This is a genomic window from Streptomyces sp. NBC_01546 (assembly GCF_045208355.1).
Classification (GTDB): Bacteria; Actinomycetota; Actinomycetes; order Streptomycetales; family Streptomycetaceae; genus Streptomyces.
Window position 1 is genome coordinate 3,282,624 of the sequence record NZ_CP109379.1, and the last position, 13,872, is coordinate 3,296,495.

The following is a 13,872-nucleotide window of genomic DNA, read 5'->3' on the forward strand; positions in this document are numbered from 1 at the left end:
CAAGGGTCCCGGGGCCCAAATACGGACCCATTGCGCACTCCGTCTACCCATGACCGGTCACTCCTGGACGGGCGGTTCCCAGCCAGCGGGCTATCGCCTCGCTGCGGGTGGTGCAGTGGAGCTTGGCGAAGATCCGGTTGATGTGGTTCTTGACCGTCTTCTCGCTGATGAAGCACGTGGCGGCGATCTGCTGGTTGTTCATCCCGGACGCGATCAGATCCATGATCTCCACCTCCCGTGAACTCAGCCCGAAGACAACAGAGTTGTGCATCCGCTCAGAAGAGGGTGCCACAGTTCGTTGCTGTTGCGAAGAGGATCGGAGTTCGGCGAGCAGTGCGCTCGCCGCCGTCGGGGTGAAGTGGGGGCGGCCCTCCGGGGCGTCGCGGACCGCGCGGAGCAGGTCGTCCCCCGTGAACTCGCCGTGGACCAGGTAGCCGCCCGCGCCCAGGAGCAGGGCCTCGCGGACGATTTCGGCTTCCCGGCTGTACGTCAGCATCAGCACCGGGGCCAGCTGCACCAAGTGCGGCAGGGCCGAGATGCCGTCCACCCCCGGCATCCGGACGTCCAGCAGGACCACGTCCGGAGCGTGCCGGCGGGTCAGGCTCAGTGCCTCGCGGCCGTCCGCCGCCTGCGCTATGACCTCGATGTCCTCGGCCGTGCACAGGATGGCCGCCAGGCCCGCCCTGATGACCGGGTTGTCGTCGGCGATGAGCACGCTCAGTCGGGCCACGGCTCAGCCACCCCCGAGCAGCGCGCCGAAGTCGACGTTCGCGCCGTAGACGAAACCGCAGACCAGCAGGATCAGCGTGCCCGGGAGCATGAACATGGTGACGGCGAACGTGGCCTTCGGGACGGCCCGGGCCGCGCGCCGACGGGCGTTCTGGGCGTCCGTACGCCTCATGTCGTCGGCGATCGCGATCAGCGTCTCCACGATCGGGGAGCCCAGTTCCTCGCCCTGCTGGAGGGCCGTGACGAACTGCGCCACCTGTTCGCTGTCGTTGCGGCGGCGCAGTTCGTCGAAGGCCTGGCGGCGGCTGACGCCCATGTCCATCTGTTGCAGGGTGATCCGGATCTCGTCCGCCCACGGGCCCTCGTACTTGTGCGCCACCCGCTCCAGCGCCTGCCGGAAGCCGAGCCCCGCGCTCACCACGACCGCGAGCACGTCCAGGAAGTCCGGCAGGGTCCGCTCGATGTGGTCGCGGCGGACGCGGATCGCCGACCACAGGCCGACCTCGATCCAGAACAGGCCGAAGGCGACCATGAGGAGTGCAGGTACGAGCTGTCCGTTGATCAGCATCGAGAAGGCGCCGAGGGCACCCAGGGCTCCGTACACCGCGCGCCGCGCCGCGTACCGGTCGATCGTCAGGCCGGCCGGGTTGCCCGCCATGTCGATCTGGCGGCGCTTGCGGGCCACCCGGCCCGGTCCCATCAGGCGCAGGACCGCCGGGGCCCAGCGGATGCCCATCCGGTCCACGACCGAGCCGACGGCGGTCGTGCGCGTGGCGCCGACCTCCAGGGCCAGTGCGAGGTCGGTCGGCAGTTTGACGTCGGCCCGGTAGAGCCGGATCCCGTGGAAGACGCCGAGGACGGACAACGCCACGGCCACGGCCAGGAGAAGAGCGATCACGCCGGCAGCCCCCTCACACGTCGATCTTGGAAAGGCGGCGGATGAGCATGAAGCCCAGGGTGAACAGGCCGAGGGCGATCAGAACCGCCGTCTGGCCGATGAAGGCACCCGTCATACGGTCCAGCGCGCCGGGCATCATCATGTCCACCAGGAGCAGCGAACCCAGGCCGATGGCCGGGACCAGGTACGCCGTCACCGTGACCTGGGAGAGCTGCGTACGGATCTCCCGGCGGGTCTCCTTGCGCTGCTCCAGAGTCACCGTGAGGTTGCGCAGGCTCTCCACGATCGTGCCGCCCGCGCGGGCGGAGAGGACGAGGGTGGAGACCAGGACGACCAGTTCCCGCGACGGGAGCCGTTCGGTGAGTTCGCCCAGGGACTCCTCGATGGAGTGGCCGACGGCGAGGCGATTGGCGACGCGCGCGAGCTCCTCGCCCGCCGGGGCCTCCAGCTCCTCGGCCGCCAGCCCGATGGCCGTACGCAGGGCCAGCCCGGCCTGGGTGGCGTTGGCGAGGATGCGGGCCAGGTCGGGGAGCTGGTTGATGAACCGCTCGGTGCGCCGCGTCCGCTGCCAGTTGAGGAAGGCGTTCGCCGCCCACAGGCCGATCAGGCCGGCCACCGGGCCGAAGAACGGGGCCAGGAAGGACGCGGCGACCAGCCAGGTGCCGGCGACCCCGGCGCACATGTAGACGAAGAACTCCCCGACGGTCAGGTCGAGGCCGGTCACCGCGAGCTTGATCTCGATGCGGCGGCCGAGCTTCGTCTTCCGCAGCCGCCGGTCGATTCCGGCGAACCGGCGCCGCCGGCCCGCGGACGCCGGGACTCCGGTCGCCGAGAGCCGTTCGATGAGCGCGGCGCGCTGGGCGCGGCCCGCCGCGTACGCGTGTACGCCGAGGACCACGAGCAGGCAGGCCAGCAGCGTGGCGCCGAGGGTGAGGAGGATGAGTGGGTTCACAGGGCGGTCCGGGTGATGCGGGGGGTGGTGAGGGGGCCGGTGAGCGGGTCGTCGGGCAGCGCGACCCCGAAGGCCTGCGGGACCGGCTGGTTGTTCATGTAGAGGCGGTCCGCGATGAACCGGGGCAGCGGGTAGTACTCGAAGTAGCCGTGCACGCGCGCGTCCGCCCCCATGGGCTGGGCCACGAACCGGCAGACCGTCGTGATCCGGAAGGGCTCGCGGCCGTGCGATTCGAGGATGGAGATCTCCGTGATGCGGCGCGAGCCGTCGCCGAAGCGGGTGAGCTGCACGATGACGTTGACGGCGCTGTTGATCTGGTCCTGGAGCGCCTCGAAGGGGATCTCGACCTCCGACATGGAGGCGAGGGTCTGCAGGCGCATCAGGGCGTCGGCGGAGCTGTTGGCGTGCACGGTGGCCAGGGAGCCGTCGTGGCCGGTGGACATCGCCTGGAGCATGTCGAGGGTCTCGCCGCCGCGGACCTCGCCGACGATGATGCGGTCCGGGCGCATGCGCAGGGAGTTGCGTACGAGGTCGCGGATGGTGATCTGCCCCTTGCCCTCGACGTTCGCCGGGCGGGATTCGAGGCGGATCACGTGCGCCTGCTGGAGCTGGAGTTCGGCGGAGTCCTCGATGGTGATGATGCGCTCGCCCTCCGGGATCAGACCGGAGAGTGCGTTGAGCAGGGTGGTCTTGCCGGTGCCGGTGGCGCCCGAGACGATCACGTTCATCTTGGCCGTGACCAGCCCCGACAGCAGCAGGAGCATCTGCTCGTCGAGCGAGCCGAGGGCGATCATCTCGTGCAGGGTGAAGGCCCGCGGGAACCGGCGGATGGTGAGGGTCGCGCCGGTCAGGGAGAGCGGCGGGATGATGACGTTGACGCGCTCGCCGCTGGGCAGCCGGGCGTCGACCATCGGATTGGCCTCGTCCACACGGCGGTTGACGGTGGAGACGATGCGCTCGATGGTCTGCATCAGCTGCTCGTGCGAGGCGAAGCGGATGGGGAGCTGCTCCACGCGCCCGGCGCGCTCCACGAAGATCTGGTCGGGGCCGTTGACCATGATCTCGGAGATCGACGGGTCTTCGAGGAGCGGTTCGAGTACGCCGAGGCCGAGGGCTTCGTCGACGACGCGGCGGATCAGCTGCGCGCGCTCGACGGTGGAGAGGACGGGCCCTTCGCGGCTGATGATGTGGCCGAGTACGCGCTCCAGGCGCAAGCGGCGCTCGGCGGGCGCGAGCGCGGACATCTCGGCGAGGTCGATCTCCTCCAGCAGCTTGGCGCGGTACGAGGAGACCAGCCGGCCGTCCTCGCGCGGACTGTGGCGGTCGTCGGGGGTGTTGACCCGGGAACGCAGGCTCATGGTCAGGGGCCCTTCGGGTCGTCGTTGGGCATGACTGCCGTGGCCGACGCCTTGTGCGCGTCGAGTCCGGGCACGATGGAGTTGGCGGTGAGGGTGACGGTGACACTGACCGCGTCGGTCGACTTGGCCCAGGCGAAACTCGCGCTCCCGGCCAGTCCACCGCTGATCGCGGCCCGTCCTGCCGCCTCACCGCCCTTGCCGTTGCGGGCTTCCACGCGCGCGGCGGTACGGGCCGCCGTGTCCGCCTGTTCCTCGGCGTACGCCACCCAGCCCAGCTGGATCCCGCACAGCGCGACGAACAGCAGGATCGGCACGAAGCCGATGTACTCGATGGCCACTTGGCCCCGTTCGGAGCGCCACTTCCGCTTCCGGTTCATGTCACTCCTTCTCCATCGCCGCGCCGCCCGTGCCGGTGATCTCGCCGAAGTTGAGCCCCGGATAGAGCACAGGGATCTTGAGCTTCACCGTCGCCTTGTAGATGTCGCCCGCCGGACCGCAGTCCGCCGTCATTCCCCATGCGGCCGAGATGTGCTCCCCCGCCGCCGCCGCACACGCGGCGGCCCCCGTCACCGCCCCCGCCCGCGCCGCCTCGTCCGCCGCGTTGCCCGCCAGGGAGAAGGCGTAGCCGATCAGGACGCACTCCCAGACCGCCGCGACGAGCAGCAGGATCAGCGGCACCGTGCCGGCGAACTCGATCGCCACCTGGCCCCGGTCCCGGTCCCGCACCCCCCTCCGCGACGGCATGCGTCAGCCCTCCCGGCCCCGGCGCAGCCGCGCCACCTGCCCCGAGGCGCGGACCGCCAGCGAGGCGCCCGACGGCTGCGGCGCCGGAGCCTCCGGGGCCGCCAGCAGGCCCAGTTCGCCCGCCAGGGTCCACAGGGCCTGCTTGACCGTCGACCGGTTGTCCAGGTCCTGGACCCGGCCCGCGTCCACCACGGCCTGGAGCTCCTTGAAGGCCGCCGGGACCGGGGTACGGGTGGCCCGGGTCTTGGTGATCTTCTCGATCAGGGCGGGCTGGATCTCGGTGTGCTTGCTCCAGCGGTTGACGACCATCGCGGTGTCCTCCGCCTTGCGCACCTGGAGCCGCTCCCACATCCGGACCATCCGCTTCGCCGCCCGCACCGCGACCACGTCCGGGGTGGTGACCAGCACCGCCACGTCGGCCGTCTCCACCGCGGCGGCGTTCGCGCCCGTCACCTGGGTTCCGCAGTCGATGACGACGAGTTCGTAGCGGGCGCGCAGGGCGCCGATGACGAGCCGGGCGGCCCGCTCGTCCACCTCCTCGCCACGTTCCCCGTCGGCAGGGGCCAGCAGCAGCGCAACGCCCGTCCGGTCTTCGTACACCGCGTCCTGCAGGACCCGCGGCGAGATGTCCTGGATCCCGGCGAGGTCGGCGATCGAGCGCCGGAACTGCACGTCGAGGTACGAGCCCACGTCGCCCGCCTGGAGGTCCATGTCGACCAGTGCGGTACGCCGCCCCGAGGCGGCCGCGGCCAGCGCGAACTGCACGGCGGTGAAGGTGGTGCCCACACCCCCCTTGGCCCCGGAGACCGTGACCACCCGCCCGCCGGGCCCCGAGGCGATCTCGGCCGCGCCCCGCCCCAGGTGGCGGCGGACGCCCACGGACCACTGGGCGGCGGCCTGGACCCGGGCCGCGAGTTCCTCGTAGGCGAGCGGAAGGCCGATCAGGCCCCGCGCGCCCGAGTCCATCGCCGCGGAGAAGAGGGCCGGTCCGGCGTCCGAGGAGACCAGGACGACACCGACCGCCGGGAAGCGCAGGGCCACCTCCCGGATGAGTTCCAGGGCCGGCACCGGGCCGATGCGCTCGTGGACCAGGACGACCTCGGGGAGCTCGTCGATCGATTCGGCGGCGAGCCGGCCCAGGGTGTCCAGCAGCGTGGTGGAGTCCGGGACCGGAACGGCCGGCTCCGAGGACGGGAGCTGGCTCAGCAGGGTCACGAGGGCGCGCGCGGCGTCCGGGTCGCCGGCCGCGGGGAGGATTCGGGTGGTCATCCGGGCCGCCTCACTTGTCCCCGTCGAGGGTGTACGTACGGTCGCTCGCGCTCGGCGCCGAGTCCGTACCGGGGGCCACCAGGGCCAGGCGCACGTGCTCCGCGAAGGATTCGGCGTACGCGACGCGCTGGGTGTCCTTGGTGTTCAGGGCGAAGGTGATCGGGACGGCCTCGGCGGGGCCCTTGCGGTCGCTGTCCTTCTCGAGGGCGGTGAGCTTGCCGACGCCCAGGACCCGGGCGTTGGCGACGATGATCACCGAGCGCGAGGGGTCGGTGTCCTTGGCGCCCTTGAAGGTGGCGATGATGTTGACCTTCGCGCCGGAGGTGATCTTGCCGGCCACGCCCGTCGCCGCGTCGATCATGATGGCGATCTCCTGCTCACCGGGCTGGAGCTGCGGCCGGTCGACGAACATGTCCGCCTGGAGCAGCGAGCCCTTCTTCAGGGTGGTCAGCGCGATCTTGTCCTTGAGCGCGCCCAGGTCGGTTATGGCGGTCTCCGACAGCCACCGCTTGGGGACCGTGACCTCCTCGAACTGCCCTGCCGTGAGCGGGCTGTACGGGGCGATGTCGCCCTTGACGCGGTACGCGACGACCTCGGACCCGACCTTGGAGTTGACGTCGCCGATCACCACGAGGACTCCGGCGAAGGCTCCCAGGGCGCACAGGACCGACAGGAGCAGCAGAATGACGCCGCGGCGCTGGCGTGAGTTCATGGGCCGTACTACCTCGCCGTTCTTCGTTCGTTCGATTCGATCAGGGTCTGGAGCGGCGCGGCGCAGAATCCGCAGCGGTCGCCGATGAGTTCGAAGCCGCACCAGCGGCACTCCTCACGGCGGACCGAGGCGACCAGCTGGTAGAGGACGGAGAGGTCCGGGATGCCGGCGGCGAACTCGACGAGCTTGGGAGTGCCCCACCAGCCGGGCGAATCGGTCGGCAGCGGGTTCTCCATGACGCCCTGCACCTGCCAGGCGGGGGCGAGTTCGGCCGCGACCCAGTCGGAGGCGAGCTGGCCGCGGGCGAAGGTGAGGTGGGTGGCGAACTCGGGCCCGGCGGGGAGGACGGTCCCGCCCCCGTGCGCCCCGCCGGAGGCGCCCAGCCTGGCCAGGTGCGGCGTCGGGTGGGCGAGTACGGCGAACTGCGCGCTCGGCGACCAGGAGCGGGCGTGCGCCTTGAGGCCGACCGGGACCCGGTCGAGTTTGGCGACCGAGCCCAGCAGGGCGCCCGCGTAGACGTAGTGGGACAGCAGCCGGGCCGCCGAGGCGAGTACTCCGGGGCTGAAGTCGCAGACGCTGAGCTGGCGGAGCTGACGTACCAGCAGAGCGGTGCCCAGGGGCGGCAGATCGACGCCGAGGAGCGCGATCCGGTCGGTTTCGAGGATGGCGCGCACGGTGTGCAGCCGCTGGACGGTGGCCCGCGGCAGCCAGGGCGGTACGACGGCCACGAGATGGCCGTGACGCTCCAGCAGGGCAGTGGTCTGGGCGAGCGCGCCCGCGAGGTCGAGCTGCTCGGGCGGGTGCAGTACGGCGGCGCCGGGCGTGTGCCGGTCGGGGGCCGGAAGGACCAGATCGGCGCTGGTGACGGCAATGGCGGTCGGCACGCGAATCCCCCCGTTCACCCCGTGCGCCACGGCCGTTCGCGTAGCCGTCACACACACGCACACTCTGCGCGACCGCAAACGATCGACGCTCTTCCCCCTTGCCTCAGCACCATATCCGCGTCACCCCTGGCGGGGCAGGGGCTTGGGAATTCCCGTGCCACCGGCACGCGTCACAGGTGGCGGGAAACCCGGACAACAGGGATCGGACGATCGAGCATTTCCAGCCACATTGCAAAGACTCTTGACACGGGGATTGGTCTGGACCAACTTGGCTCCGCCAGGCCTTTCCGGGGCGCCCCCACGTGCCCCTCGCTCTCCTCATCCCCTTTCCTCCCCCCACCGGAGCCCACGTGAACCGCATACGCTCCCTCGCCTTCCTCGCCGCCGCCACCCTCACCGCGGGCGGCCTCACCGCCCTCGCCACCGGCACCGCGCAGGCCGCGGACGTCAACGTCGCCCGAAACGGCGGCTTCGAGTCCGGACTCGTCAACTGGTCCTGTTCCGCCGGAAGCGGCGCCTCCGTCTCCTCGCCGGTCTACGCCGGGTCCGGCGCCCTCAAGGGCACCCCGGCCGGATCCGACAACGCCCGCTGCAGCCAGACCGTCACGGTCAAGCCGAACTCGACGTACACGCTGAGCACGCAGGTCCAGGGCAGTTACGTCTACCTCGGCGCGACCGGGACCGGCACCCAGGACGTCTCCACCTGGACCCCCGGCTCGGGCGCGGGCTGGCAGAAGCTCTCCACCACCTTCACCACCGGCCCCAGCACCACCCAGGTCACCGTCTACACCCACGGCTGGTACGGCCAGCCGGCCTACGTCGTCGACGAGTTCAGCGTCTTCGGCCCGGACGGCGGCGGTGGCACGGACCCCGGCCCCTCCATCCCCGGCGCCCCGTCCGGGACCGCTGTTTCCGGACAGAGCTCGAGCGGGCTCACCCTTTCGTGGAACGCGGTCAGCGGGGCCACCGGCTATTACGTGTATCAGGACGGCGTCCGCGTCCGTACGGTGTCCTCGGCGAGCGCCCAGATCACCGGACTCGCGGCCTCGACCTCGTACTCCTTCCAGGTGAGCGCGTACAACGCGGCGGGCGAGGGCCCCAAGTCCGCGGCCGTCACCGGCACCACGACCGGCGGCGGAGGGCCGAACCCGAACCCGGCCGTCCCCAAGCACGCGCTGACCGGCTACTGGCAGAACTTCAACAACGGCGCGACCGTCCAGAAGATCTCCGACGTCTCCTCGCAGTACGACATCATCGCCGTCTCCTTCGCCGACGCCACGACCACACCCGGCGCCATCACCTTCAACCTCGACTCGGCCGGTCTCGGCGGCTACACCGTCGCCCAGTTCAAGTCGGACATCGCCGCGAAGAAGGCGGCCGGCAAGTCCGTCATCCTCTCCATCGGCGGCGAGAAGGGCACGATCTCGGTCAATGACTCCACCTCCGCCACCAACCTCGCGAACTCGGCGTACGCGCTGATGCAGGAGTACGGCTTCTCCGGCATCGACATCGACCTGGAGAACGGCCTCAACCCGACCTACATGACGCAGGCCCTGCGCGCGCTCTCGGCGAAGGCGGGCTCCTCGCTCGTCATCACCATGGCCCCGCAGACCATCGACATGCAGTCCACGCAGGGCGGCTACTTCAAGACGGCGCTCAACATCAAGGACATCCTCACCGTCGTGAACATGCAGTACTACAACAGCGGCTCGATGAACGGCTGCGACGGGAACGTCTACTCCCAGGGCTCGGTGGACTTCCTCACCGCCCTCGCCTGCATCCAGCTGGAGGGCGGCCTCGACCCCTCCCAGGTGGGCATCGGTGTGCCGGCCTCGCCGAGCGGGGCGGGCAGCGGCTACGTCTCCCCGACCGTCGTCAACAACGCCCTGGACTGCCTGACCAGGGGCACGAGCTGCGGGTCCTTCAAGCCGTCCAAGACCTACCCCGGCCTGCGCGGTGCGATGACCTGGTCGACGAACTGGGACGCCAAGGCGGGTAGTGCCTGGTCCAACGCGGTGGGTCCCAAGGTCCACGGCCTCCCCTAGGCGGTAGGTGTGGGGGTGGCCGGTTCGGGTCGGCCGACAGGAGGCGTCCTTGACCTGAACATGCCACGAGAGCACGCTGTGCGCATCCGCACGGCTACCCCCACACTCCCCACCCAGGAGAACGCATGCGGCTCCACTACCGCCGAAGGGCCGCCGTCACGGCGGCCCTTCTGGCGCTCGCGCTGGGCGCACCCGCTTACGGCATGAGCGCGACGGCGTCACCACCGCCCACCCCGTCCACCGCCACCCAGGACGAGGCCATCGTCCAATACCGGATCCACGGCCCCGCCACGGCGACCGACCGCACCGCCCTGCTCCGTACGGGCGTGTCGATCGACGAGGTGGACGACCACACGGTCGTGGTCAGCGCCGACACCATGCAGGCCAAGAACCTGCGCGCGCTGGGCTACCAGCTCACCGCGCTGCCCGGCCCGCCGGACCGCACCCTGCCGGGGATCGCGGCGGGCCCGATGGACTTCCCGTCGGCGGACTCCCGGTACCACAACTACGCCGAGGCGAACGCGGAGATCGACCAGCGCATCGCCCAGTACCCCGGGATCATGAGCAAGCGGGTCATCGGGAAGTCGTACCAGGGCCGGGACCTCATCGCCATCAAGATCAGCGACAACGTGGCCACCGACGAGGCCGAGCCCGAGGTGCTCTTCACCGCACACCAGCACGCCCGCGAGCACCTGACCGTGGAAATGGCCCTGTACCTGCTCAAGGAGTTCGGCTCCAAGTACGGCACCGACTCCCGGATCACCAACGCCGTCAACGGCCGCGAGATCTGGATCGTGCCGGACCTCAACCCGGACGGCGGCGAGTACGACATCGCCACCGGCTCCTACCGGTCCTGGCGCAAGAACCGTCAGCCCAACTCCGGATCCTCGTACGTCGGCACGGACGAGAACCGGAACTGGGACTACAAGTGGGGCTGCTGCGGCGGCTCCAGCAGCAGCAAGAGCTCCGAGACCTACCGCGGCTCGGCAGCCGAGTCGGCGCCCGAGGTGAAGGTGGTCTCGGACTTCGTCCGCAGCCGGGTCATCGGCGGCAAGCAGCAGATCAAGGCCGCGATCGACTTCCACACGTACAGCGAACTGGTCCTGTGGCCCTTCGGGTACACGTACAACGACACCGCCCCGGGCCTGACCGCCGACGACCTCGCCGTCTACAAGAAGATCGGCACGAGCATGGCGGCGAGCAACGGCTACACCCCGGAGCAGTCGAGCGACCTGTACATCACGGACGGCACGATCGACGACTGGCTGTGGGGCAACCAGAAGATCTTCTCCTACACCTTCGAGATGTACCCGGCGAGCTCGGGCGGCGGCGGCTTCTACCCGCCCGACGAGGTGATCGACCGCGAGACCGCCCGCAACAAGGACGCGGTGCTCCAGCTCCTGGAGAACGCGGACTGCATGTACCGCTCGATCGGCAAGGAAGCCCAGTACTGCACCTGATCCCTGCACGGTCCCTGCACGAACCGGGGCGCCCCACCGCCAGGGGGGCGCCCCGCCGCATGCTCAGCCCGCTCAGCCCAGGACGGCGAGCGCGTCGATCTCGATGAGCAGCCCGGCCGGCAGGCCGACGTACACGGTGGTGCGGGCGGCGGGGGCCTCCTTGAGGCCCTGCTCCTCGAAGTAGGCGTTGTAGAGCTCGTTCATCTCGGCGAAGTGCGCGGTGTCGGTGAGGTAGACGCGGATCATCATCACGTCGTCCCAGCCGGCGCCGCCCGCCTCGAGGACCGAGCGGACGTTCTCCAGCGTCTGGAGCGTCTGCTCGCGCAGCGTCGGTCCGGCGGGGGTGGGCGGCTGCCCGTCGACGTGCGGGAGGAAGGCGACCTGCCCGGCGACCTGGAGGATGTTCCCCTTGCGCACGCCGTGCGAGAACCGCGCGGGCGGGGTGGTGTGGGTGTCGGGGGTGATGGCGGTCTTCTCGCTCACGATTCCTCTTCCTCTTGTTGGTCCTGTTGCGGGTCCTGTGATCCTGAATAGTCCCGGCTGACGGCGTCGGCGGTACCCCGCACCAGCGGCAGCAGTTCGACGAGCCCCTCGGCGGTGACGACCACGCTGGGCGCGGAGACGGACAGCGCGGCGACGACCCGCCCGTCGGGCCCGCGCACGGGGGCCCCGACGCAGTTGATGGACTCCTCGTGCCCGCCGAGATCGGCGGCCCAGCCCTGCTCCCGTACGAGCTCCAGCTCGCGCAGGAACGCGGCGGCGTCGGGGGTGGAGCGGGCGGTGTAGCGCGGATAGTCGATCCGCGCGGCGAGGCTCCTGCGCTCGCCCTCGGGAAGGTCGGCGAGGAGCAGCTTGGCGACGGCGGCGACGGTGAGGGGCACGGGCTTGCCGATACGGGAGTACATGCGGACCGGGTACCTGCTGTCGACCTTGTCGATGTACACGACCTCGTCGTCCTGGAGGAGGGCGAGGTGGACGGTGTGCCCGGTGGCCTTGTTCAGCGCGACCAGGTGGGGGTGCGCGATCTCCCGTACGTCGAGGTTCTCGACGGCCTCGGCGGCCAGCGCGAACAGCTGCGCGCCGAGCCGGTAGCGGCCGTCGGCCTGCCGGTACACGAACCCCCGCTCGTGCAGCGTGCGCAGCAGCCGCAAGGCGGTGCTCTTGTGCACCCCGAGCTCGTCGGCGACCTCGCCGAGGCCGGCGGGCCCTTTGGCCAGCAGCGGCAGGATCCCGAGCGCCCGCTCCACGGACTGGCTCATCCTCGTCCTCTCGTACGGGTCACGGCAATCACCGGCTCCGCCCGGACCCGCGCCTCAAACGCCGGCGGGGCTGGATTTGGCTGGTGCCGTCCACCGCGCGAAACCCAGCCCCGCCGGCGTTTGAGGCGTGGGGTTTGGGGCGGAGCCCCAGCAGCGGCGCCGCGCCCGGGCCCTCGGGTCGGCGTTGACCCACCGTCACCCGGGATGTTAGACAGCAGGCAGCGACATACGCAACGACCGTTGCATACAGCGCAACTCCCCGGGAGGGCACCGCATGGCCAGCGACCCCGTCAAGGACCTCGCCGACGAACCGGTCGACCACCGGTTCAAGGGCCTCCCCCCGGACGCCCACGCGGCCGGCCTCACCGTAGGCGAGCTCACCGCGCAGCGCCGGGACCTCCACACCGGCGGGTTCACCACCCCCGTCCTGACCCTCGACGCGGACGCGCTCGAGCACAACCTCACCGCCCTCGGCACGTACGCCGCCCGCCACGCCCTCGCCTTCGCCCCGCACGGCAAGACCTGCATGGCCCCGCAGCTCTTCCGCCGCCAGCTGGACCACGGCGCGTGGGGCATCACCGCCGCCGTCCCCCACCAGGCCCGCGTCTACCGCGCCTTCGGCATCCAGCGCATCTTCCTCGCCAACGAGCTCGTCGATCCCGCCGCCCTGCGCTGGGTGGCCTCCGAGCTCGCCGCCGACCCCGGCTTCCGCTTCGTCTGCTACGTCGACTCCGTGCGCGGCGTCCATCTCATGGACCGCGCCCTGCGCGACGCGCCCGCCGTCATCGACGTCGTCGTCGAGCTCGGCGCCGGCGAGGGCGCCCGTACCGGCGCCCGCACCGACGACGACTGCCGCGCCGTCGCCGACGCCGTCGCCGACGCCGCCACCCTCCGCCTCGTCGGCATCGCCGGCTACGAGGCCGAGGTCCCCGACGCCGATCCGGACCGCGTCCACGCGTACCTGCGCCGCCTCACCGGCCTCGCCGTCGAGTTCGACAAGGCCGGCCGGTTCGCCGCGTACCCGGACCTCGAGGAGATCATCGTCAGCGCCGGCGGATCCGCCTGGTTCGACGCCGTCGCCGACGTCTTCGCCGAACTCCCCGAACTCTCCCGCCCCACCCTCAAACTGCTCCGCTCCGGCGCGTACGTCTCCCACGACCACGGCTGGTACACCCGCCTCACCCCCTTCAACCGCCACCCCGAAGAGGGCGGCCTGCGCCCCGCGTTCCGGCTCTGGACCCAGGTCGTCTCGCGCCCCTCCCCCACCCAGGCCTTCGTCAACGCCGGCAAGCGCGACATCGCCTACGACCTCGGCCTGCCCACCGCCGAGCTGGTCCGCGACGCCCTCACCGGCGACGAGCGACCCGCCACCGGAGTCCGCGTGGTCAAACTCTCCGACCAGCACGCCTGGCTGGAGACCGACTCCGCCGACGACGTCCAGGTCGGCGACTGGGTGGCCCTCGGCATGTCCCACCCCTGCACCATCTTCGAGAAGTGGCCGCTGATCCCGGTGGTGGAGTCCGACGGCACGGTCAGCGACTACGTCCGCACGTTCTTCTAGG

14 protein-coding genes are annotated in these 13,872 nt (G+C 70.8%); 3 read left to right on the forward strand and 11 right to left on the reverse strand.

Going from position 1 to position 13,872, the window contains the following annotated elements; translation table 11 throughout:
- Positions 1-43: 43 nt before the first annotated feature.
- From OHA89_RS14670 to OHA89_RS14710, 9 genes are read right to left on the reverse strand one after another with little or no spacing between them, the layout of a single operon-like run.
- Positions 44-730, reverse strand: coding sequence for a response regulator transcription factor (locus OHA89_RS14670; RefSeq protein WP_266607845.1), 687 nt, complete (start codon positions 728-730; stop codon positions 44-46).
- A gap of 3 nt (positions 731-733) precedes the next feature.
- A complete protein-coding gene (locus OHA89_RS14675; RefSeq protein ID WP_266612260.1) occupies positions 734-1,624 on the reverse strand; it encodes a DUF5936 domain-containing protein in 891 nt (296 codons plus the stop codon).
- Positions 1,625-1,640: 16 nt separating this feature from the next.
- Complete coding sequence (locus tag OHA89_RS14680) at positions 1,641-2,579, reverse strand: type II secretion system F family protein (RefSeq protein ID WP_266607847.1); 939 nt, start codon at positions 2,577-2,579, stop codon at positions 1,641-1,643.
- On the reverse strand, positions 2,576-3,937 hold the full coding sequence (locus OHA89_RS14685) for a CpaF family protein (protein WP_266607849.1): 1,362 nt from the start codon (positions 3,935-3,937) through the stop codon (positions 2,576-2,578). Before OHA89_RS14685 ends, OHA89_RS14680 begins: the two co-directional genes overlap by 4 nt.
- 2 nt (positions 3,938-3,939) lie before the next feature.
- The gene (locus tag OHA89_RS14690) at positions 3,940-4,314 is read right to left on the reverse strand and encodes a TadE/TadG family type IV pilus assembly protein (protein WP_266607851.1); all 375 of its coding nucleotides are present in this window, start codon (positions 4,312-4,314) and stop codon (positions 3,940-3,942) included.
- Between the two features lies 1 nt (position 4,315).
- Complete coding sequence (locus OHA89_RS14695) at positions 4,316-4,681, reverse strand: TadE/TadG family type IV pilus assembly protein (protein WP_266607853.1); 366 nt, start codon at positions 4,679-4,681, stop codon at positions 4,316-4,318.
- A gap of 3 nt (positions 4,682-4,684) precedes the next feature.
- Positions 4,685-5,950, reverse strand: coding sequence for an AAA family ATPase (locus OHA89_RS14700; RefSeq protein ID WP_266607855.1), 1,266 nt, complete (start codon positions 5,948-5,950; stop codon positions 4,685-4,687).
- Between the two features lie 10 nt (positions 5,951-5,960).
- Positions 5,961-6,662 carry a Flp pilus assembly protein CpaB gene (gene cpaB, locus OHA89_RS14705; protein WP_215150076.1) on the reverse strand — a complete coding sequence of 234 codons (702 nt, stop codon included), beginning with the start codon at positions 6,660-6,662 and terminating at the stop codon, positions 5,961-5,963.
- Between the two features lie 8 nt (positions 6,663-6,670).
- Complete coding sequence (locus OHA89_RS14710; RefSeq protein WP_266607859.1) at positions 6,671-7,546, reverse strand: hypothetical protein; 876 nt, start codon at positions 7,544-7,546, stop codon at positions 6,671-6,673.
- Between the two features lie 350 nt (positions 7,547-7,896).
- Here OHA89_RS14710 and OHA89_RS14715 point away from each other — a divergent pair, with 350 nt between their 5' ends.
- Both OHA89_RS14715 and OHA89_RS14720 read left to right on the forward strand, forming a co-directional pair.
- The gene (locus tag OHA89_RS14715; protein WP_406366346.1) at positions 7,897-9,591 is read left to right on the forward strand and encodes a chitinase; all 1,695 of its coding nucleotides are present in this window, start codon (positions 7,897-7,899) and stop codon (positions 9,589-9,591) included.
- Positions 9,592-9,716: 125 nt separating this feature from the next.
- Positions 9,717-11,051, forward strand: a complete 1,335-nt coding sequence (locus tag OHA89_RS14720; RefSeq protein WP_215150082.1) for a M14 family metallopeptidase — start codon at positions 9,717-9,719, stop codon at positions 11,049-11,051.
- 72 nt (positions 11,052-11,123) lie between these two features.
- Here OHA89_RS14720 and OHA89_RS14725 read toward each other — a convergent pair whose 3' ends face one another.
- Positions 11,124-11,534: a RidA family protein gene (locus OHA89_RS14725; RefSeq protein ID WP_266607865.1), complete on the reverse strand. Its 411-nt coding sequence runs from the start codon at positions 11,532-11,534 to the stop codon at positions 11,124-11,126.
- Positions 11,531-12,310, reverse strand: a complete 780-nt coding sequence (locus OHA89_RS14730; protein WP_406366349.1) for an IclR family transcriptional regulator — start codon at positions 12,308-12,310, stop codon at positions 11,531-11,533. Before OHA89_RS14730 ends, OHA89_RS14725 begins: the two co-directional genes overlap by 4 nt.
- 274 nt (positions 12,311-12,584) lie before the next feature.
- On the opposite strand from OHA89_RS14730, the gene OHA89_RS14735 reads away from it, so the two are divergent.
- Entirely contained in the window at positions 12,585-13,871 is a 1,287-nt protein-coding gene (locus OHA89_RS14735) for an amino acid deaminase (RefSeq protein ID WP_257554477.1), read from the forward strand.
- Position 13,872 lies beyond the last annotated feature (1 nt).